Origin of the sequence: Pseudomonas sp. LLC-1, from assembly GCF_002992185.1 — a bacterium.
Lineage (GTDB): Bacteria > Pseudomonadota > Gammaproteobacteria > Pseudomonadales > Pseudomonadaceae > Aquipseudomonas > Aquipseudomonas monteilii.
This window is the reverse complement of sequence record NZ_LUVY01000018.1, coordinates 88,337-109,630: the sequence shown is the minus strand read 5'-3', so window position 1 is coordinate 109,630 and position 21,294 is coordinate 88,337. Positions and strand designations below refer to the sequence as shown.

19 protein-coding genes are annotated in these 21,294 nt (G+C 61.7%); all 19 read right to left on the bottom strand.

What is annotated here, in order from left to right; translation table 11 throughout:
* Position 1: 1 nt before the first annotated feature.
* On the bottom strand, positions 2–307 hold the full coding sequence (gene fliE, locus A0O30_RS20450; RefSeq protein ID WP_105947756.1) for a flagellar hook-basal body complex protein FliE: 306 nt from the start codon (positions 305–307) through the stop codon (positions 2–4).
* 1 nt (position 308) lies between these two features.
* Entirely contained in the window at positions 309–704 is a 396-nt protein-coding gene (locus A0O30_RS20445; protein WP_105947755.1) for a flagellar basal body rod protein FlgC, read from the bottom strand.
* 2 nt (positions 705–706) lie between these two features.
* Positions 707–1,084 (bottom strand): flagellar biosynthesis protein FlgB, encoded by a 378-nt coding sequence (locus A0O30_RS20440; RefSeq protein WP_105947754.1) that lies wholly within the window; start codon positions 1,082–1,084, stop codon positions 707–709.
* A 9-nt stretch (positions 1,085–1,093) separates the two neighbouring features.
* Complete coding sequence (locus A0O30_RS20435; protein ID WP_105947753.1) at positions 1,094–2,203, bottom strand: flagellar basal body P-ring protein FlgI; 1,110 nt, start codon at positions 2,201–2,203, stop codon at positions 1,094–1,096.
* Positions 2,200–2,778, bottom strand: coding sequence for a flagellar basal body L-ring protein FlgH (locus tag A0O30_RS20430; protein WP_105947752.1), 579 nt, complete (start codon positions 2,776–2,778; stop codon positions 2,200–2,202). The genes A0O30_RS20435 and A0O30_RS20430 overlap by 4 nt, the downstream gene beginning before the upstream one ends.
* Positions 2,765–3,415, bottom strand: coding sequence for a flagellar basal body P-ring formation chaperone FlgA (gene flgA / locus A0O30_RS20425; protein ID WP_256589733.1), 651 nt, complete (start codon positions 3,413–3,415; stop codon positions 2,765–2,767). The genes A0O30_RS20430 and flgA overlap by 14 nt, the downstream gene beginning before the upstream one ends.
* A gap of 33 nt (positions 3,416–3,448) precedes the next feature.
* Entirely contained in the window at positions 3,449–4,222 is a 774-nt protein-coding gene (locus tag A0O30_RS20420; protein ID WP_105947751.1) for a flagellar hook-basal body protein, read from the bottom strand.
* A gap of 10 nt (positions 4,223–4,232) precedes the next feature.
* Positions 4,233–4,943, bottom strand: coding sequence for a flagellar hook-basal body protein (locus tag A0O30_RS20415; protein WP_105947750.1), 711 nt, complete (start codon positions 4,941–4,943; stop codon positions 4,233–4,235).
* A complete protein-coding gene (locus A0O30_RS20410) occupies positions 4,940–7,027 on the bottom strand; it encodes a flagellar biosynthesis protein FlhA (protein ID WP_105947749.1) in 2,088 nt (695 codons plus the stop codon). The genes A0O30_RS20415 and A0O30_RS20410 overlap by 4 nt, the downstream gene beginning before the upstream one ends.
* Complete coding sequence (locus A0O30_RS20405; protein WP_105947748.1) at positions 7,024–8,103, bottom strand: flagellar biosynthesis protein FlhB; 1,080 nt, start codon at positions 8,101–8,103, stop codon at positions 7,024–7,026. Before A0O30_RS20405 ends, A0O30_RS20410 begins: the two co-directional genes overlap by 4 nt.
* Positions 8,100–8,843 carry a flagellar biosynthetic protein FliR gene (locus A0O30_RS20400; RefSeq protein ID WP_105947747.1) on the bottom strand — a complete coding sequence of 248 codons (744 nt, stop codon included), beginning with the start codon at positions 8,841–8,843 and terminating at the stop codon, positions 8,100–8,102. Before A0O30_RS20400 ends, A0O30_RS20405 begins: the two co-directional genes overlap by 4 nt.
* 37 nt (positions 8,844–8,880) lie before the next feature.
* Positions 8,881–9,144 (bottom strand): flagellar biosynthetic protein FliQ, encoded by a 264-nt coding sequence (locus A0O30_RS20395; protein ID WP_105947746.1) that lies wholly within the window; start codon positions 9,142–9,144, stop codon positions 8,881–8,883.
* A 617-nt stretch (positions 9,145–9,761) separates the two neighbouring features.
* Complete coding sequence (locus A0O30_RS20390; protein ID WP_158261458.1) at positions 9,762–11,978, bottom strand: S8 family serine peptidase; 2,217 nt, start codon at positions 11,976–11,978, stop codon at positions 9,762–9,764.
* A gap of 29 nt (positions 11,979–12,007) precedes the next feature.
* Complete coding sequence (locus A0O30_RS20385; protein ID WP_105947744.1) at positions 12,008–14,821, bottom strand: amidohydrolase family protein; 2,814 nt, start codon at positions 14,819–14,821, stop codon at positions 12,008–12,010.
* A 1-nt stretch (position 14,822) separates the two neighbouring features.
* Positions 14,823–16,040, bottom strand: coding sequence for a hypothetical protein (locus tag A0O30_RS20380; protein ID WP_105947743.1), 1,218 nt, complete (start codon positions 16,038–16,040; stop codon positions 14,823–14,825).
* Between the two features lie 16 nt (positions 16,041–16,056).
* Complete coding sequence (locus tag A0O30_RS20375) at positions 16,057–17,646, bottom strand: glycerophosphodiester phosphodiesterase family protein (protein WP_105947742.1); 1,590 nt, start codon at positions 17,644–17,646, stop codon at positions 16,057–16,059.
* On the bottom strand, positions 17,643–19,298 hold the full coding sequence (locus tag A0O30_RS20370) for a GMC oxidoreductase (RefSeq protein ID WP_105947741.1): 1,656 nt from the start codon (positions 19,296–19,298) through the stop codon (positions 17,643–17,645). Before A0O30_RS20370 ends, A0O30_RS20375 begins: the two co-directional genes overlap by 4 nt.
* Entirely contained in the window at positions 19,295–19,777 is a 483-nt protein-coding gene (locus A0O30_RS20365) for a gluconate 2-dehydrogenase subunit 3 family protein (protein WP_105947740.1), read from the bottom strand. Before A0O30_RS20365 ends, A0O30_RS20370 begins: the two co-directional genes overlap by 4 nt.
* A complete protein-coding gene (locus A0O30_RS20360; RefSeq protein WP_105947739.1) occupies positions 19,774–20,781 on the bottom strand; it encodes an HAD-IA family hydrolase in 1,008 nt (335 codons plus the stop codon). Before A0O30_RS20360 ends, A0O30_RS20365 begins: the two co-directional genes overlap by 4 nt.
* Between the last annotated feature and the right edge of the window lie 513 nt (positions 20,782–21,294).

Below are 21,294 nucleotides of genomic sequence, written 5' to 3'. Positions count from 1 at the left end.
TTCAGATCTGCAACCGGGTCAGTTCCTGGTAGGCATCTACCAGACGGTTTCGTACTTCCACGGCCAATTGCAGGGACAACTTCGCCTGCTCCATGGCCATGACCAGTTCATGGGGCGAGACATTCTCGCCCACGGCATAGGCCGAGAGCAGCTCGCTGGCCTGGCCGGCCTGTTCACTCAGGGCGGTGGCTCCGGACTTGAGCAGGCCGGTGAAATCGCTGGCGGCGCTCTGGGCACTGGCGCCCAAAGGCGCAACGGGAGCGCCGGCTTCTGGTAGCCACTCGATGGGGTTGATCGCGCTGGTCATGTCACTTTCCGATTTCGAAGGCTTTCAGGTTCATCGCCCGCAGGGTGTTGTAGGCGCGGATATTGGCTTCATAGGCACGGGTCGCCGAGACCAGCGTGGCCATCTCCATGGCCGGCTCCAGGCGCGGGTAATGGACCATGCCGTCGCGGTCGGCCAGGGGGTGGTCGGGGTCCTGTTCGACCCGCGTGTCGTTGCCCGCCTGGGCCTGCACCGCGGGTGCGCCGAGGCCAATCTGCTCGGCGAACAGTGTCGGTGGTGTGACCCGCAGCAACGGCGAGGCCTCGCCGGGACGGATGGCCACGTTGGCGATCGCCAGGTTATAGCCGGCCACTTCGGCGCGGGTGCGCTCGTAGGCCAGGCTGCCGCGAATCACTTCATTGATATTGTCCAGAGGCATGCTCAACGTCCCCCCTTGATCGCCAGCTGCATCAGGCCGAACTGGCGCGACACACCTTCGGCCAGGGCCTGGTAGCGGCCGCTGGCGGCGGACATTTCAGCCACTTCGCTGTCCAGCGCCAGCGGGGTGCTGGTGGGGATGTCGCGCAAATAGACGTCGAGGTCCTGGCGGGCCAGGGCTTCGAGGTTCTGTGCAAACAGATTGTCGTCATGCCGGCTGCCGCGCGCGGCGGCAAGGGCCCCGGCGACATCGACGCGCATGGCCGGTGCGCCGGGCACGTTGACCATGGCAATGTTTCGCGCCGCCGTCCGGGCGCGCAGTTGTTCGAGATTCATGGCAAGACGCACGGCGTCCACTGCCAGGCCCATATCCGCTGACATCTGGATTCCTTATTGAATGATCAGCTCGGCATGCAACGCGCCGGCCTGCTTGATGGCTTGCAATACAGTGATGATCTCGCGGGTGCTCAGCTTGATCCGGTTCAGCGCCTGGACCAGGTCGCCGACCTTGGCGCCCTCGGCCAGTTGCACCGGCGGGTACTGTGCTTCGTGTACATCGATTTCGGTATCCGGGACCACCACGCTGCTGACGTTGGCTCCCGGACGGATCAGCGCCACCGGCTGCGAGACCTGGTATTTGGTGCTGATCACCACGTTCAGGTTGCCCTGGGAAATGTTGACTTCTCCGATGCGGACATTGGCCCCGGCGACTACCGTGCCGGTGCGCTCGTTGACCACGACCCGTGCTGCATAGTCCGGGTTGACCGAAAGGTTTTCGATGCGAGAAATCAGGCGCGGCAGGGTGGTTCCGGGCAGCACCGGGATCTCAACCCTGGCTGCATGGGCCACACGCACGCCGGACAGCCTACCCTGAGTGGTGAGGGTGTCGGCGATGCGTTGGGCGGTGGTGTAGTCCGGGTCGTTGAGGACCAGCACCAGGTTGCTCGGCGTGCCGTCTTGCTCGCTGAAGGCCGAGCGCTCGATGCTTGCGCCACGGGGAATGCGACCCACCGTAGGGTGGTTCTTCTGCACCGAGTTGGCATTCGCCTCGAAGGCAAAGCCGCCCACCGACACCGGGCCCTGGGCCAGGGCGTAGAGCTTTTCATCCGGGCCGTACAGCGGCGTCATCAGCAGGGTGCCACCGAGCAGGCTGCGCGAGTCGCCCAGGGACGATACCTCGACATCGATCTTGTCCCCGGTCTCGGCGAACGAGCGGAGGGTACCGGTGATCATTACCGCCGCGGTGTTGCGGGCGTTCAGGTCACTGTCGGCGACGTTGACGTTGAAGTTTTTCAGTGTGTTGACCAGCGCCTGGCGGGTCGCCCGGTTGCGCTCGCTGTCGCCGCTGCCGGCCAGGCCTACCACCAGGCCATAGCCGATCACCGAGTAGTCGCGCACCCCCTGGATCCTCGTGAGTTCCTTGATGCGCACTTCGGCCTGGGCCTGACTGGCAGTCACGCCCAGGAGCAAGGCAGCGACCAGCGCCGTTATCGATTTCATAGGATGCGCAACCATTTCAGGACCCGAAATACGATGTTCTGCTTCTGCGAATCGGCCACCACACCGTCGCCGAGGATGTCGATCTGCGCATCCGCCAGGCGATAGGAAAAGACCGTGTTGTTGTAATTGATGTCATCCGGACGGACCAGGCCGCTGATGCGGATCTGCTGCTTCTCGTCGTTGACCGTGACCATCTGCTCGCCGCTGACCCGCAACAGGCCTTCGGGCAGCTTGTCGATGATGCGCACCGAGACATTGGTGCGCACCTGGCCGCTGCGGCGGGTCTGGCCGGCGCCGCTGGTATCGCCCTGCAGGCCGAGGGAGGCCTTGCTCGAATGGCTGTTTACCCCGGTAGTGCCGGAGATGCTGGTCGAGCTATCGGCGCCGGTACCGGCGGCGCTTTGCGCATTGGTCGACTCGACCACCAGCACGGTGAGCATTTCACCGATATGGTAGCCACGGCGGTCGCCGGTCAGTGCTCGGTAGCCGTCCGGATCAATCAGGCTCTGGGCGTCGGCCAGCAGCGGCAGGCACAGCCATGCCAGGCCGCAGGTTACGGCTTTAATGTTCCACATGTACCTCTCCTTTTCCGCTGACCACCGCCATCAGGCTCGACTCGGCCCCGTCCACCAACACCGGTACCCGGTCGCCCAGCAGGCCTTGGCGCATGACCTTGCCCTGTGTCTGCAAACGCAGGCCCGGAGCCTGTACCACCACATCGACCACGGCATTGCGCTGCACCAGCGGCTCGGGCTGGACCTGGCGCTTGAGCACCGGCGCGCCGGCGCGGGTGGCCTGGTTCAGCCAGAGACCGTCGATCTGCTGCGCCAGGTCGTCGGGACGCAACTGCAGGGCAGCGACGTCGATGCGCTCGCGACGCGGCTCGGCGTCGGCCAGGGCCTGTTCGGCGCGCCCGGCGCGGCCGTACACCCAGGCGTCGTGCCAGGCTCGGGCTTTGAACCAGAGGGTTTGAGTCTGGGCCGGACCGCCGTCGCAGGGCACACCTTTGAGCTCCACGGCCAGGCGGCTTCGCAGGCTCTGCCCGAGTAGTCGTACGCTGGGTGCAACCAATGCCGGCAGTGCACCGATCGGCGTCAGTTCCAGTTGTACGCCGTCGAGCGCCAAGCCTTCGCGGGCCTGGATATCAATGCGTTCCAGCAGGCGTTGTTCGCCGTCTGTGTCGCAGGCCCAGGTGGGCGGGCTCAAAAGCATTGCAAGCAGGACCAATTGCCGCGGTGTCATGGTTCAGCGCCGCAGATTGTTGATGGTTTCCAGGATCTGGTCGCTGGCCTGCAGCAACCGTGCGTTCATCTGGTAGGCACGCTGGGCCAGGACCAGGCTGGACATCTCGTCGATCAGGTTGACGTTGGACATCTCTACATAGCCTTGCAGCAGTGAGCCCAGCCCATCGCGGCCGGGCTCGGCATACAGTGCCTCCCCGCTGGCAGCGGTAGGGCGGTACAGGCCGTCGCTGAGTCTGGCCAGGCTGCCGGCACTGGCGAAGCGTGCCAGTTGTACCTGGCCGATGGTGATGACTTCGCCGGTCTCGGTGAGGGTCGCCTGGACTTGGCCGGCCTGGTCGATCACCAGCTTGCTGGCATCCGGTGGCACGCGCAGGTCGGATGTCAGCACTTGGCCGCTGCTCAGGGCAAGCTGGCCGTTGCTGTCGAGGTGGAAGCGCCCGGCGCGGGTGTAGGCCACTTCACCGGTGGGCAGGGCCACTTCGAAGAAGCCATCGCCCTGGATCGCCAGGTCCAGCTCGTTGCCACTCTGACGCAGGGTGCCGAGGCTGAACACCTGCATTGGCTGGGCTGCCTGGATACCCGCGCCGGTGGTAAGGATCTCGCCGTTCGCGCCCGTTTCGTCGCGCACCACAACTTCCCGCACCCGGTCGTGGAACTCGACCTGGCTGCGTTTGTAGCCTAGGGTCTGCATATTGGCGACGTTACTGGAGATGGTGTCGATCCAGTTCTGGTTCGCGGTGAGACCGGAGCTGGCGATGCTCAATGCGTCGATCATGTCTTGCTTCTCAATCCTTGCCCAATTGGTTGATGCCGGTATCGAGCAGGCTGTCGTACGCCGAGAGGGCGCGCTGCATGCTTTCCACATGGCGGGAGATTTCCATGATTTTCACCATGTCATTGCCCAGGTCGACGTTGGAGCGCTCCTGCACCCCTTGGTGAACCACGTAATCTTGTGCCGGGGTCAGGCGCCCGACGTATTGGTACAGCCCTCCGCCGAGGGAGGTGAGGCGTGCCAGGTCGTTGACCCGGAACAGGTCCAGGCGCGTCACCGGCTGGTCGTCGATCAACACCTCGCCACGGCTGTCGATCTTGAGCACGCCGTTGTCCACCTGCAGCGGGCTGCCATTGCCGAGCACGCGAAGGCCACTGGCGTTGACCAGGTAGCCGGCGCTGTCGACATGGAAGCGGCCGTCACGGGTCAGGAGGGTGCCCTGCACATCCTGCACGGCGAACCAGGCGTCGCCGGTCAAGGCCAGGTCGGTGGCGGTGCCGGTCTGCTGCAGGGCGCCGCCTTGCAGGTTGAAGCTGGTGAGGCTTTCGATGGCCTCCAGGTCATGGCTGGTGCCGGTACCCAGGTCTGCTGGGGCGAGCACGCTGAAGGTGCGGCTGGCGCGGTAGCCGGGTGTGTTGGCGTTGGCGATGTTCTGCGAAACCCCCTTGAGGCTGTCGATGTCACGCTGGATCACGCCGGCCAGTTGCAGGATGAGGTCGCTCATTGGGTCTCCTGGCGAGGGAAGTCGGTCAGTTCGATCATGCCGGCAGAGACCACCCGAGCATGTTGGCCGACCTCATTGACCGAAAGCACGGCCAAGTGTGGTACCGCGCGGGCGACGAAGGCACGCAGCACGCGGCGCAAGGGGGCGGCGCACAGCAACACAGGCTGTTTGTTGGCACTGAGCTGTCGCTCGGCCTCGCGCGCCAGGTTGCCTACGAATTGCTCCAGCTCCCGCGCCGGCAGCAGTGCGCCCTGCAGGCCATCGCGGGGGCGAGCGGCGGTGAGCATGTGGCCTTCCAGTTGCGGGGCGAGGGTCAGCACGTTGAGTTCGCCGTTCTTGTCCAGCAAGCGCTCGTACAGCGCTGCGCCCAGGCGTTCACGGACCTTCTCGGCGAGGTCTTCGGCGTTCTTCTGGGTGCGACCGACGTCCACCAGTACTTCGAGGATGGTTTCCAGATTGCGGATGGGGACTTGCTCGCGCAGCAACAGTTGCAGTACGCGCTGGATGTCCGAATAGCTCAGCACCTGCGGGATCAGCTCGTCGACCAGGCTGCCCAAGGCGTCGCGTTTCTTCGCCACCAGGCGCTCGGTTTCAGCCCGGGTGAGAAAATCTGGGGCATAGCGGCGGGCCAGTTCCGAGAGGTGGGTGAGAAGCACCGTGTCCGGCTCCACCAGGGTATGCCCGGCAATGCGTGCCTGGTTACGCTGCGCCGGGTCGATCCATAGAGCTGCAAGGCCATAGGTAGGTTCGCGGGTGGCTTGACCTTCGAGAACCAGGGTGGCGTTGCCCGGATTGATCGCCAACAGCTTGTCGAAAGCCAGCTCGCCATTGGCGATGGCCGCGCCCTGGATGCAAACCTGATAGCTGCCAGGGCCGAGTTTCTTTTCCAGGTGTGCGTGAAGTTGCGGCAGGGCGAAACCGTAGTCGCGGGCAAACTGCTTGCGCAGATTTTCAATGCGCAGGCGCAGGGTGCTACTGCCCGACAGCGCATGGCTGGCGAGGTCGGCACTCAGGCGCAGCTCGAAAGGCTGGCTGATCATCAAGGCATAGATATCTTCGCCGTTGCTGTCCTCGGCCTCGCTCTCGACACTGCGGCCTTCGCTGCCGGTCTCGTCCATGATCCGGCGTTGCTTGCGCCAGGCGAACCAGGCGGCAGCGGAGAATACCAGGCACAGCAGCAGCAGCGGCAGCACCGGTAGGCCCGGCATCATCATCAGGAACAAGGTAACCAGAGCCACCACCAGCAGCATCTTCGGATAGGCCGAAACCTGGCGGCCCAGCTCCTGACCAAGGCGTGCGTCGGTGGCGGCGCGGGTAATGATGATACCGGCGCCCACGGCAATGATCAGCGACGGGATCTGGGTGACGATGCCGTCACCTACGGTCAGCAACGTGTAGTGGTGCAGGGCATCACCCCAGCTCATGCCTTTTTGCAGCAGGCCCACCGAGAGGCCGCCGATGATATTGATGGCGATGATGATGATCCCCGCCACTGCATCGCCCTTGACGAACTTCGAGGCCCCGTCCATCGCCCCGTAGAAGTTCGATTCTCGCTCCAGCTGGGCGCGGCGCTTCTTCGCTTCATCCTGATCGATCAGGCCCATGTTGAGGTCGGCGTCGATGCTCATCTGCTTGCCTGGCAGCGAGTCAAGGGTAAAGCGCGCGGCCACTTCGGCGACCCGCTGCGCACCGCTGGTGACCACCACGTACTGCACCACCACGAGGATCAGGAACACCACAAAGCCGATCACATAATTACCGCCTACTACATGGCTGCCAATGGCGCCAATGACTTTGCCAGCATCGCCATCGGTGAGGATCAGGCGGGTCGCGGCGATGTTCAACGAGAGGCGAAACAGGGTGGTCATCAGCAGCAGTGACGGAAAGGTGGAAAAGCTCAGCGGCTTGTCAGTGTCGAAGGTCACCAGCAGGACCAGCAGTGCGACGGCGAAGTTGGTCAAAAGCAGCAGGTCGAGCAGCACCGTAGGAATCGGGGTGAACAGCACCAGCAGGATGCCGATCACTGCGATCGCCAGCAGCAGGTCGCTGCCTTCTGTCATGAATCGGGACCAGAGTGCTTTCATGGGGTGATGACCTTGTTGCCGGGCAGCGAAATGATCCAGCGGTACACCTGGGCCACTTCAGTCTGCGTAATCTCGGGAATGGCCGCATCAAGCCGGGCCAGGGCGTGCAGGCTGCGAGCAAGGGCGGGGCGACGCAGCACTGGCACGTGGTGCTTGCGTGCCAGGCCGCGTATACGTCGGGCCAGCAAGCCTCGGCCCATGGCCACGACCACCGGTGCGCGCATGCTTTGCGGACGGTATTGCAGAGCGACGGCGTATCGGGTCGGGTTGACGACAATCACATCGGCGTCCTTCACCTTGCCCAGTGCAGCGGCCTTCTGCAGCAGCTCCTGCTGGGATTGGCGGCGGCGCGAACGGATCTCTGGGTCACCTTCGCGGCGACGGTGTTCGTCCCTGACCTCGCGGCGGCTCATGCGCATCTGACGGGCGAAGTCGCGACGCGAGTACCAGATGTCGAAGAGCATCGCTGCCGCCATCACCATCAGGGCAGCAAAGCCCACCTGCAGCAAAAGGCCGTGGATGGCCAGCGGCAGCGCCAGCGGCGCAAGGGCGGCCAGGTCGAGCAGACCTGGCAGCAGGCCGCGGAACAGGTAGTACAGGACCAAGGTGAACAGCATGCCTTTGGCCAGGACTTTGAATAGTTCAACCAGCATGCGTCGGGAGAACACACGCTTGAGCCCGCGAACCGGGTGCAGGCGCTTGAAGTCGGGTTTGATCGGGGCTAGGGAAAACACCGGGCCATTGAAGACCAGGTTGGTCAGAATCGCCACCAGCACCAGTGTCCCCAGTAGCGGCATCAGCGCATCAAGCACCTGGCGTAAGCTGTGGCTACCCTGGGCGGTCAGGTTGCCCCACGCCGTGCCGAGGCCGGCGGCGTTGCCCAGCCACCAATGACTGTGAGCGGCAAGCACGCCGCACAGCTCGCGGACGCTGGCCGAGAGTATCAGCAGGAAACTCAGCAACATCGTGAACGAGAGCAGTTCCGGACTGCGTGCGACCTGGCCTTGCTTGCGCGCCTCGTCGAGCTTGAAAGGCGTGGCCTGTTCGCTTTTTTCCTGCTGGTCGCCGCCACTCATGCGCTCGCTCCAGGGACGAAGGCAAAGCGTAGTGCCTGCTCGAGCAATTGGGGCATGCGTTGAACGATCATTGGCAGAGCCAGCATGACCAGGAGCATGCCCATGCCTAACTTCACCGGCAGGGCCAGGAAGTACACGTTGGCCTGGGGCATGGAGCGCGACAGGAAGGCGAAGGCAGCATCGATCAGCCATAGGCCGACGATCACCGGGCTGACCAGCATGAAGGCAAGCAGGAATTGGCGGGTCAGGATGCCGGTCAGCGAAATATCGAGCAAGCCCGCCGATACCGAGCCGGGTGGCACAGCGGCGAGCAGGGCGCTGAACACCCGCAACAGGTCATGGTGCAGGTCGAGATTGACGAACAGCACGGCCAGGGTCAGGGTCAACAGTTCCGAGACCATCCCGCTCATACCGGTGGTACCCGGATCGAAGACCCCGGCGGCATTCAGGCCGACCTGGGTGTCAATCAGCTTGCCGGCCAGGTCCAGCGCGGCATGGGCAGCATGGAAGGCAAAGGCCATGACCACACCCAGCAGCAATTCGCCCGCCAGCATCGGCACGGTGACCCGTGGCACCGGTCCTGTCGAGAGTGGGCTGGCGATCACCGCTGCCAGGGCTAGGCCCAGGAGCACTCGAATGGTTAATGGAATGCGTGCAAAAAACAGGATCGGTGAGGCCACCATCAGCGGCAGCAGCCGGACGGAAAGCAGCAGTGCATTGACGAAGAAGGTGCTCGACACGATTTAGCAACGTCCATATTGCTTGGGAAGGCGTAGCCTATAGGGTGGCGGCGCGGGTGATGGCGCTCAGGGCGAATTGTTTGAGCAGGCTCAGCATCCAACCACCGAAGACCAGCAGCATGATCACACTGACGATCAGCTTGGGGACGAAAGTCAGGGTCATTTCTTGGATCTGTGTGGCGACTTGGAGAATGCTGATAAGCAGGCCGACGATCAGCACCGCCAGTAGCAACGGCGCGGCCACCATGGCAGCGGTCAGCAGCGCCTCCCTGAGCGCTTGTAAAACGAGGTCCTGCGTCATTGCTAACCTTTGCACGATCGGTGGCCGCGAGTGGTGTGCGGCTGAGGCTATAGCCAGTTATGGCTTAGTGCCATTATTCTGCGGCCGGCATGCTATAAAAATTGCGGCAGTCATGCAAGGGGATGCACGGCTTTTCATTGGGTCTTGACGTCCTTGATACGTGGCCTTCAGCACAACTGCCTTTCAAATCACCGTGCTTGCCACTGCGGGTTTTCGGGGCGCTCCAGAAAGCTCTTACAGACTATCCGGATCCCCGAAGAACATTTGGACAGGGCTCTGGGGCGGCATTTTTGCTTGATGGAAGCAGAAATGTACCCCCAGAAATACCCTTCGATACCCTCATCAGAATGCGCGATCGAGATCGGCGATTTCTGACAGCTGTCGAGGTGGCTTACACTGGACTTCAGTGTACCTCCGTGGGGGAGCGGCCGAGCGTGGAGTGGCACCCAAGACAAAGATTCCTACCTGGCTGCGTCTTGGCAAGACCACGTCATAAGGGTTTTCCCTAGTGTGGTGTTTCAGAAATACGCTGAAAATTACCTGCCCAGATCTCGTGCCGCATGAGCGACTGAAGCAAGGCCGTACAAGGAACTGTCTGTATCAAAGCTAGTGGTGGCTTAGGTAAATGCAGGATTGATATCGCCTGTGACGACGATGGCGAAGCCTTGTGGTCCAAACAGCGTGTTCTGAGCAGTTACCTGTATAACGTAGACGCCCGCAGACGCGTCGAAGCTTACCTGTTCGACGTTGTTAGTGCGGTCAAATTTTTGCCAGTCTACCCGCGATAGGTGTTCGTTACCCGAGCGCGGCATCCTTGTGGAATCAATCACGATGAGGTCCAGATTGTGCTGTAGTCCGTGTGCCGGTGGATCTGTCCAAGCCAGTGTCACCGACAGCCGCGAGTCCGAGCGGCAAGTCACTCGACGCCGCCAGACTGCTTGCTCGGGCTGGTCGGCCTTTAGCGCTTTCTCATCGTTATTCAATATATCCTCGAAAGCCATGTCAAAACCGTTTTGGGGGAACACACGGTCAAGGTCAAGCAGGCCAAACCCTTGATGGAAGTTCGGACGCCCTACGGTCTCATCAATCACTGAATCCCTCTCTAGCCATTGGCAGCCGTTGATCAAGGCTGCCTTCAAAAGTGCAGCTGAGGGTGCGGGTATGCCGCGTTTCTCTACGAACCAGCGGCGTAGTAGGGCAGCGCTGGCCGATACAGCTGGTGCCGCCATGCTAGTTCCGCTCATGTAGCAGTATTTGTCGCCAAGACCTGGATACGGGTAGGTCGGCAACGACGCGGCGCTGCGAGCAGAGACGACCGCAGTACCCGGCGCTACAAGGTCGGGTTTTATCCGGCTTTCGTCCGTAGGCCCTCGACTGGAGAATGCCGCCAGTACGTCTGGTACGCCGCAGATTGGCTCATCGGCCACTTTAGGGAAGGGGAAACGGCCGGCCCAGTCGCGCCACCTCATACCTTCGAAGGTGCCATCTGGACGTGGTGAGCACGAGGCTCCGACTGAGAGCGCGTTCTTGGCCGTTGCCGGTGATTGCAACGAGTTGAAGGCAATACGGCCCAGCCCACTATCTTCCCCTGACTGCTGCCCGGCGTTACCCGCGGCAATAACAATGAGGAAGTCCGGGTGCTCATGGACGAACTGGTCCACTTCGTAGGCGTCGATCGTGTAGAGACCGGCTGCCAGTGCCCCCCACGAATTGTTGTGGATGCGGACGCCTTTGTCATAGGCTTCTTGGAACAGATCGTTCAGGTCGACCGGGATACCGCTCAACCGACCGTTCGCGTCAGCGAGCACTTGCACAAACAGCTCTGCCGCCGGCGCTATCCCGAGGATTTGGTGGCCGGACGCGGAACCGTCGCCCGCAATGATACCGCACACATGTGTACCGTGGCCGGCCGGATCGTCCCCGATGGCGTCGTGTGCCAGGGGCACCACGTCCTTGATGCGCATACCGAAATCAGGGTGTGTACGGTCGACGCCAGTGTCCGCAACGCCAATGAGTTCACCCTTGCCCAAGGTCGGGCCTGGCGCGGCGGCGTCGGCCGCTGGGGCGTGCAGCCCCGCACGGACGAACTGTGTGTCGACGGTGGGATAGTGGAAACGTTCCACCACCGAGATTTGCCGCACTCTGCCCAGAGTGTCTTTTACCACTCCTTCAGCAGCCCCATCCGCGAGCCAGAGGCGGGCGCGGTTGCGACCCACCTCTACCCGCGCAACTCTCGTATCGGCTTTCAGGGTTTCCACCACTTGCTGTAGGTCGCGATTATCGTGACATTTGATGTCGAAGATGACCTCTTCCTGCGGCTGGTCCGGACCCACCACTCCGATTTCCTCCACGACTCGCAGCCGCCGAAGCGTCTGCTCAGAGGAGAAAGGCACAATCCGGCGTAGCTCAGGCCGGAGCACTAGGTCCGCCCTTTGATCCTCCGTCAGCTTTACCTTGTAGGCGAACTCGGGAACATAACTGCCAAGCGCCACACCGCCGGCTTCAATCTCGGCCTGGAGCTGATCACTTAGCGGACCGTAGAACTGGACGATGTAGTATTCAAGGCTTTCCTTCGCGAGATTCCGATATAACACGGGCTCCTCGGCGCCAAGCGCTTCGGACGGCTGTGTGGTAGTCGGCTCGGGTTCCAGCCAGCCGATCTTCAATTCATGGTCCGCGCTAGGGAGGACCTCGACAATCTGGCCCAGGCGCTCAAGCTCCTTGATGTCGGAGTCTTCGAGCTGACCGAGCCGGTACGCGCCCTGCCGCTGGAATTGTCCGTGCCGGAGGAGAGCAGCCTCGATGGCCTTCACGCCCGAGCCGCTAGTCGCCATGACTCTAACCGGAACCGTAACCATATCGTCTACCCTCGCAGGCTGTAGTATTGCGAGACTCCGTCTTCATCGGTCAAGAAGTCGGGCAGGTGTGCAAATGTCGCTAATTGGCTGAAGTATCCCGGATCGTCCACGATGGTCAGTGCGTCGAGTTTAATCGACGCCACTGGCGTCACCTCTGCCAAAGCTGTGAACTGGTCGTCGGCCTGCAGGTCGAGCTCGATCTCGGCGGGTTCGCCGGCCAGGGGAGAGAATGCCGCCCGGGACCGAGCGCGTTGGATATCTGACATCTCGTCCGCGAGGGTCGACCGCGCGAAATCGAGCGTGATGTTGTTCAGCGGCGATGTTGGGTGGTTCAGGTTGAGCCGCTTGGCGCGTCCGCCCACCGTAGCTGCCTCGCCCGCTGCGGGCGAGACGCCAGCAGCATTCATCAGGTCCGCGTCGCCGTACCGCGCATGTCCGGCCACTACGACTAGGCGCACGCTAGCCTCGGTCGCAGCCACCAGCGAGCTATACGGATCCCCGCCCTTGTCGTCCACGACCAGCAGGTCGGCGTAGCGGCCTGCTGCTAGCACGCCTAACTTTTCGCCCCAGCCTGCCGCCTGCGCGGCCTTCACAGTGACGCCCTCGGCGATAGCGCGATCAGTCAGGCGGACACCCTGCGCATTGGCTAAGCGCCGAGCGACCTTCATTTCCAGGAGGATATTGCGGCTTCCGGACGGCGTCCAATCGCTTCCTAGCGACAGAGAGACGCCCGAGGCCAGTGCGGCCTCAAGGTCCAGGGTTTGGCCGTAGAGGAGCAGGTTACTTAACGGCGACCAGACCACCTTGGCGCCGACTGCGGCCAGCCGGTCGAAGTCCGGGCGTTTAAGACCTACGCAGTGGATCGCCAGCATCTTTTCCGAGAACAGATCGTGCGCCTCGAGCAGCTCGAACTGGCGGTGCGCTTTCGCATCCGCTCCCTCCGCGAGGTGGAAGAAGAATGGCGCTCCTGAGTTGATTAACTTGCGGAAGTCATCGATGTCCTCGGGCTGGTCGAGCAAATCTCCGACGCGGTGAAGGGCGGCCTTCAGATGAGGATCGCCTGTCACCTCGAAGTTGCGCACAATGCCACGATAGAGCGATGACCCGCCGAAGCGGCTGTGCATGCCCTGGCCAGAAGTCACACCCCCCATCAGCAGCTTGGCTTCGACGTAGCGGACGATCGGTTTGATGAGATCCTTGCGCTCTTTCGCCAGGATGGTCATTGGGATCGAGATGAAGCGCCGGTAGTCGGTGAGACTTTGCCACTGCGAGCGGTTGTCGAAGCGCCGGTTGGCGTTCCATAGTGGCAGGATGTTATAGGCAAGGTGGTTATGTAGATCGAGCAGGCCGGGAAAGAGCACCCCTGCGGTCTCGATCTTTGCCGCAGCTTCGAAGCCCGGGGGGGGCGGGGCCTTGCGATCCTGCACTACCACGATCAGTCCAGCCTTCAGGTACACCGCGCCTTCCTGGATTGGATCGCCCTCCATCGGCACGACTTTGCCGAAGAGGATCAAGGGTGGCGCTGATGGTGCTGCGGCATCGAGCGCTTTGAAATCCTGGCCAGTCTGCGGCGGCGCCATGAAGTCAGCCAGCAGTCGCTCTTGGGTTGCTCGTTCGATCAGCGGATCGGGTGGTACGGCCGCAGCCGCTTCCAGCGGTCCCACAGCAGCCGCCTCGAGGGGGCGCAGTTCGGTGCGATAGTCACAGGGGCCGACCCTGTAGAGTTCGTTAGTGCAAAACACACATCCGCCCCGCGGGCGCTCTAGTCGTCCGGTCTCCGGGCGCAAGCGGATTCGGCCCGTGGCCACTTCCTGACGAAGCTGTTCGATCGTCTTGGGTAGTGCCACTTTGAACTGTGCCGGGTTAGCCGAGGCATGTGGCATAAATAGCACGCGGGCGTCAAGAACCGTGCCGTCGGCCAGACAGCCGTATTCCAGTCGGATTTCCCGCTGAGACAGTTCGTCAAGGTCTTCGTCGGGGCTCGGTGCGCCCTCGGGGCGGAAGTGCGTTTTGAGCGCGGTGATGAACGGCCGCGCGGTGGTGGCGCTGAATACCAGAATCACTGCGGGCAGGCTCTGGAAGAGCTGTCGCAGGAAGTGGGTACGTCCATAGAAACACTCGGCGACGATTCCCTGTTCGCGTTTGCTCCCCATCAGTGGCAGGTCCGGCGCCTGCGGATTAGGTCGTGAGGTCCAGCGCGCGGATGGGCACGCCACCATGTTGGCGTAGCTCAGATCCTCGCCGACCGCGAGTTTGCCGGTCGGCCAGCCTTCGGCTTCGGCTAAGCCGTCGAGCAGCGATTGGTAGGCTAGATACATTGTAACCGGATGTAGCTCGACCGGGATTTCAGTACCTTCGGGCATTAGCGGCTCCGCTACATCTGGCCCATCGTGGCGTCCGGCTAGAGCCGCCAGGTAAGCCGCCTCTGGCATGCGCAGCTTGGCTGTCGAGCGATAGCGAAAGTAGTGGGCGTACTGGAGATAGTCCTCGAAGTACGGATTGAGTGCGTTGTGATCCCACCAACTGGGCAGGTTGGGATTGATACCGACGCACATGATTGGCGCCTTGCGGCAGCCCGAAAGCACCTCGGGCAGTAGTGGCCGCTTGCCGCGGTACACCGCTTGCTGGGTTACGCCGGGCGCGGGTGGTGGGCCCGATTTCGCATAGTCGAAACTATGGTGTAGCCCCCACTCGGCGAAGTGACTGCAGGGATGTGGTGCAGATCCCGAGTCATAGGTTCGGCGCAGTCCCTGGCAGGGCATCACGTCCAAGATAAGTTCCACTTCGGTGGGAAGCGTGCGGACTTCGATCTTGTCCATTTCAGGCCACCATTGCCCAAACGGCAATAGCGCTGTTAACGCTCGTCCAGTAGCCGTAGGTCTCGTAATACCAGACAGCCCAGTGCGCCTGCATGTTCAGTGCGCGGCGCATTGCTGGATCGGCCTGCTGGCCGTCGGGTAGACTACCATTTATCTGCGGATCGGAGGCGTTGCGTATCACCAGCCAGTCGGGCGCGTGCTCTTTGGCGTCGCGCAGTTCCTTCACCACCATTCCCAGGACTGCATCGCCCATCTCAACCCCACAGCCCTGAAGTTGAAGATTGTTGGTCGAGGTTCCGAACTCGAAGAAGTCGGTAGTCAGGATGGGGTGGAAAGCCGGAAAATCCCGGCCGTCCAACCGCAGCTTCGGCTTGTTCTCATGGCCGTCAACTAACGCTTCCTGACCCCGGGGGTACTTGGTGCTAGGTGGCCCGAACGCCGGCTCCTCAAGCTTCTTGGCGTTTTTTTCCAGCAAAGTTGCCGCAAAGTCCAGTCGAGAGGTCGGCAGATTTTGGTTTGACGTGTACTCGGCGTGAGCAAACGCCTCGTTGGCAAACTCTTGCGAGAGCCTGAACTTTGCTCCCCGGGTGATCATTACGTCGCCAAGTCCATGGGGCTCCCAGTTTTTCCCACCGATTGCAGCTTGCCCCGTTGGCGGAAATGTCGCGCCCGCCGTGCCGACGGTGATGACGAGCGACGGCTCCACTTCCTTGATTATTTGGCGTAAAAGGTCCGCCACTGGTAGCGTTGCTTTACCGGGCGCCTTGCGTTTGCCGTCCTGATTGAGGTGAAGTTCGGACTTGAAGAGCAGCAGTGATTTGCCCGCGATTTCGGTTAGGTAGTACGAACCTAGCCGCTTCGCCACGTGGGCCGGCGCGCCATCGCGGATCAGATCCTTCTCTAAATAGTCACTCTCAAACTTGTGTGCATAGCGGTACCAGCTGTTGCGGCCGATGCCGGGTGTCAGTACGTCGGCTAGGGCTTCGACCTCTGCGACCGTCCACGTCACCACCAGCACGTGGGCATTGGGTAGTGGGGATGTACGGTCTGGTTCCGGTGTGATCGCCTTGGGTTGGGGGGCCAGGCCCGGAGGCCAAGGCAATCCAAGGTCCCGCAGGGCTGCCTTCGTCGTCGCCGGATCCAGGCGCGGGCCCAGGTCCTCCGCCGTCAGACCATAGTCGATTTTTTGGCGTTCAAAGTCGGGTTCGATGAAAGGCATAGGCGCTCCGGCTACGTTAAGGGAAACGACTGACCTTCAGGTTCTTGAACAAAAACCGATTGGCCAGGATTGGCATGTATCTATCTGGGTCGTCCTCGCGCTCTTGGCGCCAGCGCTTGCCAGCGCAGCGCAGAAAGACCGTGGGGTTCATCGACTCGTTGCGGATTGCGCCCACTGCGACCCAGTCGAACGGCCCCAAAGGGCTGCCATTCGCGTCGACACCTTCGCGGTAGTAAGCCGTGAATACTGACCCACGACGCTCCAGGCGCAATCTTGCTCCGCGGGGAGAATGACCGTCGCCCACCGGCTTGCCGTACTGATTACTGTCGTACTCGACACCGAGGTTCCAATTGATGCGGTAGCCGTCGTCCTCATCATGCTCGACGCCCACGTAGGGTGGAGCACCATGGGGGTCGTAGAAGCTGTCCTTCTGACGGAAGGTTGTCGCGGGCTTCTCCTGATGGGCACCAGGGTCCACATTCGTGGCAGCCATCTCAAGCGTCGTGGCCTGGCCTACGGCCTCGACGTGATAGTGCGTCTCGGCGACGAAATCGCCCCGGATCCCAATCACAGTGCCGAGGCCACCACCGGAGTAGTATGGCCAGTCCTTGGCGGTATACATCAGACCGTTCTCGAGGTGCTGAAGCCGAGCCTCCTCGGCCGTGGTCGGTGCGGCAGGGAGCGCATCGTCGTAGGGTGAGATGTCAATGTGGACGCCATTTTCCTGCCAAATCCGCGCGAAACGGTTGGCCTTGGCATAGCCTAGAGCGATCTGGGTAGTGTCGACCTGAGTTCCAGCGAACTGAGTGTCCAGGTGGGTCAGACCGCCGTGGCGCACGCCCGTCTCCTGGGGTGAGTCAGTGAGTGCCCCCCAAATCCAGGCGTGCTCAGCAAGTTTCAACCAGTCGCTTGCCGACAGAGTCGGTACCGAGGGCTGAACCAGCACGCCGAGACGACCGCCGTGCTCGAATGCCACTTTGAATGCTTGCGCGCGAGTGGTCAGTCCGCCGTCAACATCAAACAAGTCGTCGAGGGATGTGACTGAACCGTCCACAATGCCGTTCAAGTAAGCGGTCTCATCGGCGAAGGTCATTACCCGCACTTCGGGCGCGAGCGCCCGCGCTTTGGCCGCAAGTACTGCTGTTTCAAAGCACAGCACTACTCGATCCAGGACGCGGTGCAGGGTGAGCAGGTTGATGACCTCGCCGATCATACCGTCAGCCGCCCCCACCGGCGGCAGCGGCGAGATTACGAGGTCCAAATCGAGCGGTAACTCGGTCAGCACTGAATGGAGGGTAGCGATTCGAAGTTTGCGACCGATGACGGTCGGGTCGTAGTAGTGGAAGTTTGGCGACGCCAGAGGACGAAAGGTCTCCGACATGTCCAGTGCTAGCAGGTCCTCCAGGGTCGACGTCGAAACTTTCACCGTTGTTCCTGTCAGGCGCGAGAGGTCGTCATCGGCCGCCAAAACCAGCTGGCCATCCAGTGTGCAGCGCACCTCGATGGCCAAGCCATCTGCGCCGGCAGTATAGGCGCTCAGAAGCGCAACCAAGCTGTTCTCTGGCGCATGCCGGGCGGCCCCCCGGCGGGCGATCAAGCGCGTCATGGCCCCGGAACCGACTGGCAGACGCGAATCGCATTGGCAATCTGCGTGAGCGTTGGATTCGACGCTCCAGCCGTTGGCATGAAGGCGCAGTCAAGTACGTAGAGACCCTTCACGTCGTGAGATTGGCAGTCAGCGTCCAGGACACTGGTCTGAGGGTCGGTGCCAGCACGCAGCGTACCGTGATTGTGTCCGTAGCCATCATTAGCAAATTTCTGAGGGTCAAACTTGCGCAGCTCTCCGCCCGCATCGACCATGATCGTGATCACCCGTTCCAGGCAGTACTTGCTGATCTCCAGGTCGTATGGGTGGTGCTTGTAGAAGACTCTCGCCATTGGCACGCCCCAAGGGTCGACGGCTTCTGGATCCAACTCAACGCGATTGGATTCCATCGACATGGTCTCGCCAGTAAACGAGAACTGCACACCGCCCTGATCGCGAAGTTCGACCAGACGGTTCACGAGGTCGGCGCCCCAGAGGTCGCCAGTGAGCTTTCCAGCACCGCCCGTGCGCGAGATACACTTGATCGGGGGCGCGACAGTCATCGGGTCGTAGATCGAAAACTTCCCGCCCTTGGTTAAATCAGGCCGCTTCGGATCGCGGATGACATAGAGGTCACGCAGCTGCAGGCTACCCAGCGATGTCTTAGGCTGGAAGATGCCCTCCGGCCCCTCGTTCCATGCAGGCTGCCCGGGGAAGGTCAGTTCGGCCGTGCCCTTTGTATGGTAGGTCAAGAACTTGCCGACGTTGGGATTGGGCACCTTTGATAAAAGGAAGAGTCGTGCCGATTCAATCGCCTGGATCGACACGAAGACACGTGACGCCTTGATGATCTGTCGCGCGCCTTTAGGTTCGGTGATGTACTCAACGCCCACGACCTTTCCCTCTTCGTGGACGATGCTCGTCACGTAATGCCCTGTACGAAGCTCGCATCGGCCGGTTCGCAGCGCGCGAGCGAGCACGGTGTTGGTACTGCTTGAGCGGTCGTTAACTGCGCATCCGAATCCCTGGCAGAAGCCGCAGAATGGGCAAGCAGGGCGGCCATCGAATGTCCGTGAGTTAATACCGCGCGGGCTCAGGTAGGGATTCATACCAGCCTTTGCAAAGGCCTCGATTAGGAAAGGCGTCGATCCGTGCTGCCGGATCGGTGGCATTGGGTAGTCATAGCCGGCCCGCGTTGGCTCCTGCGCGGGGCTCTGGTTGGTTCGGCCCGAAACCGCCCACTCCCATTCGGCCATCTCGAAATACGGATGCCAGTCTCTGTACCGCCATGGCCAGTCCGGCATTGAAACGTCTGCAGGTTTCTGTGGCATCACGCTCGAGAGGGTGAAGTCCTCCTCGGTGTATCGGGGCAGGTTCGCTTCCCAGAGCATAGTGGAGCCACCCACCATGTTCCCGATCCACCAACGCTCGACCAGGCGCGATTTGGTCGGATCGGCGGCGTCGACACAGATTTGGCCGTCCTCGATCGATGGGGTTAACGCCTTGTGCTCGCTGAAGTGAATCTCGTCGAAGGGCAGGAACTCGTCGGAGTAGCGCCAGTCGCCTTTCTCAAGCATCAGGACGTTCCAGCCGCGTTTGGTCAAAATCCGTGCGGCGGTGCCGCCACCGGCGCCGCTGCCAACGATGATAGCGTCATAGGTCTGGCTCATCATGCGTCCTCCGCCGCCGGCAGTAATGGGTAGCCGATCGCCTGCCACATTCTGGCTCCGTGGTTGCCGCCCCAGCGGGGATCGCCGAAACACCCCTGGTAGCAATGTCGGAGCAGTGTTTTAAACCAGGCTTTCTGGTCGTCCGCGGCGATGCCGGGTAGACCGCTGGCCTGCAGTCCGGTCAACAGAAAGTCGACCTGGGCCTGCGTAAGTCCTGTGAGCGGACGCCCGAACTGGCTCAGGGCGTAAGCGTCGAGGCCTGCCAATGCAGTCGGGTAGAGCACCCGCCAGGTCGGTGTCTCCCGGTAGACGTCGGGCGTACGCCCCAGTAGCCGGCTAACGAAGTTGGCTGCGCCAACCTCACTTGCCGACGGAATCCTGCGGCGTACGTCACCAGGTAGCAATCGGTCCATGAGTACCGCGAGCTGTGCAAGTTGTACCGGCGTCAGCCCTTCGGCCTGCGAAGTCTGTGTCCAGCTCATAGCCCCAGCTCCTTTTCTAGCATGGCGATCAGATTGATGTAGAGCGTGATGTCCGGCGGCCCGATACGGCCGATCAGGTCCGCCATGAGCGCGTCGTCTTGATCGCTCAGACGGTCGCCGATCTTCTTGAAGAGGATGTCGTCTTCGTATTTGCCGTGTGTCTTGTAGAGGTTCGCGAAAGCGCCCAGCAGGGCCGAGAACTCGGAGGTAGCCGCCCGATTGCCCATGCAGATGCGCCGGTAGGCAGCGCTCATCGCCCGGAAGTAGGCCCTCCCTTGGTCGTGATCGACCAAGGTGCCGGCTAGGTCGGCGGGATCAACCCCACACATTAACGCGAATGGGAAAAGCACCTCTTCTTCTTTTCGGTGGTGGTAGGTGTCTACAAAGTTGTTGGTGAGCCAGACGATTAAGCCCATGGGCCGCAGCAGTGTGCGCACCTCATCGGTCGGCTCGTGGGCGTCCAGCTTCTCTTTCAACCTGACCGCGCTCAGCACGATTCGCTTGGCAATTAGGTGGTCCTCCTCCAGAAGTACTTCGCTCAGTCGGCCGCTGGATGTGCCCGAGATCTGGCCGACGGCGAGCGGTTTCTGGAGGAACTCTCGCCCCGGCGGGAATGGTTTTAGCACTGCGCCCATACCGGCCGCCTGTGCGCCGACGACCTCGGACAGATTCTCGCCAATGAAGATGCATTCATCTGTGCGCAGCCTCATCTTCGCGGCGGCGAACAGGTATATCGCAGGATCCGGTTTGTCCGCCTTGGCGTCGTGGTTGGTCACGAAACCATCGGGATCGATGAACTCGTCGATGCCGGCATCCTTGATCATCTGCAAGCCTGATTCGGTCGAGACGTCGCTGGGTAGGTTGGTGATTAGCCCGACACGCAAGCCCATGGCTTTGAGACTCTTGAGCATATCTACGCTCGTGGGTCTGTACAGGACCAGGTGGCCTTTGTAATCGACGATACCGAGCGTATCGCGGATGTCGCAGAATACGGCCTTAGCCATCGCGCCCTCCTTTTTGTGGTGTCACCAGTTGATCTAGGTTTCGCCCAGCGCTACGAGTTACGTGTTCACTTCATCGAATGGGTTTGGGCCTGCTAGAAACCCTTGCGCGGCGGGATGCAGCAGACGTACTTCGTTTACTTGGACGCCCCCCGGGTTATCGTACCCTCCGGTGAAATAGAGGCTGACTTTCCGGTGCGCGACTGGGCAAGCTTTTGCATGAGTCGGCGGAGACTAGAGGGCATCTTTTTCGATGCCGGAGGCCAAGTCTGGAGGTCGCCTTGATCAAACGAGCGGCCAGTCGTGCGAGCAGTGCGAAAATAAGGGGCTTGGCCGACGAGAACGCACCTATCCTCTTCCGGCGCCAGGCCATCGAACGCGTGGAACACGTGGGCGTCAGCTCTGGCGTCCCGTAGCAGTCTTGCACGCTGTGCTGTGAATACAGGCTCTGGCCCTAACGTTAGTGAGGGGGGCACGATAACAGCCACCGGTTCGGCTGAGCCTAGTGCGCTGCGC

Bases quoted from the DNA above. Each gene is read 5' to 3' on its own strand.
- A0O30_RS20370 (WP_105947741.1), bottom strand. From the start codon at position 19,298: ATGATGAGCCAGACCTATGACGCTATCATCGTTGGCAGCGGCGCCGGT.
- A0O30_RS20430 (WP_105947752.1), bottom strand. From the start codon at position 2,778: ATGTGGAACATTAAAGCCGTAACCTGCGGCCTGGCATGGCTGTGCCTG.
- A0O30_RS20445 (WP_105947755.1), bottom strand. From the start codon at position 704: ATGCCTCTGGACAATATCAATGAAGTGATTCGCGGCAGCCTGGCCTAC.
- flgA (WP_256589733.1), bottom strand. From the start codon at position 3,415: ATGCTTTTGAGCCCGCCCACCTGGGCCTGCGACACAGACGGCGAACAA.
- A0O30_RS20435 (WP_105947753.1), bottom strand. From the start codon at position 2,203: ATGAAATCGATAACGGCGCTGGTCGCTGCCTTGCTCCTGGGCGTGACT.
- A0O30_RS20410 (WP_105947749.1), bottom strand. From the start codon at position 7,027: ATGAAAGCACTCTGGTCCCGATTCATGACAGAAGGCAGCGACCTGCTG.
- A0O30_RS20420 (WP_105947751.1), bottom strand. From the start codon at position 4,222: ATGATCGACGCATTGAGCATCGCCAGCTCCGGTCTCACCGCGAACCAG.
- A0O30_RS20365 (WP_105947740.1), bottom strand. From the start codon at position 19,777: ATGAGCTGGACACAGACTTCGCAGGCCGAAGGGCTGACGCCGGTACAA.
- fliE (WP_105947756.1), bottom strand. From the start codon at position 307: ATGACCAGCGCGATCAACCCCATCGAGTGGCTACCAGAAGCCGGCGCT.
- A0O30_RS20440 (WP_105947754.1), bottom strand. From the start codon at position 1,084: ATGTCAGCGGATATGGGCCTGGCAGTGGACGCCGTGCGTCTTGCCATG.
- A0O30_RS20385 (WP_105947744.1), bottom strand. From the start codon at position 14,821: ATGGACAAGATCGAAGTCCGCACGCTTCCCACCGAAGTGGAACTTATC.
- A0O30_RS20375 (WP_105947742.1), bottom strand. From the start codon at position 17,646: ATGACGCGCTTGATCGCCCGCCGGGGGGCCGCCCGGCATGCGCCAGAG.
- A0O30_RS20405 (WP_105947748.1), bottom strand. From the start codon at position 8,103: ATGAGTGGCGGCGACCAGCAGGAAAAAAGCGAACAGGCCACGCCTTTC.
- A0O30_RS20395 (WP_105947746.1), bottom strand. From the start codon at position 9,144: ATGACGCAGGACCTCGTTTTACAAGCGCTCAGGGAGGCGCTGCTGACC.
- A0O30_RS20415 (WP_105947750.1), bottom strand. From the start codon at position 4,943: ATGAGCGACCTCATCCTGCAACTGGCCGGCGTGATCCAGCGTGACATC.
- A0O30_RS20360 (WP_105947739.1), bottom strand. From the start codon at position 20,781: ATGGCTAAGGCCGTATTCTGCGACATCCGCGATACGCTCGGTATCGTC.
- A0O30_RS20380 (WP_105947743.1), bottom strand. From the start codon at position 16,040: ATGCCTTTCATCGAACCCGACTTTGAACGCCAAAAAATCGACTATGGT.
- A0O30_RS20390 (WP_158261458.1), bottom strand. From the start codon at position 11,978: ATGGCGACTAGCGGCTCGGGCGTGAAGGCCATCGAGGCTGCTCTCCTC.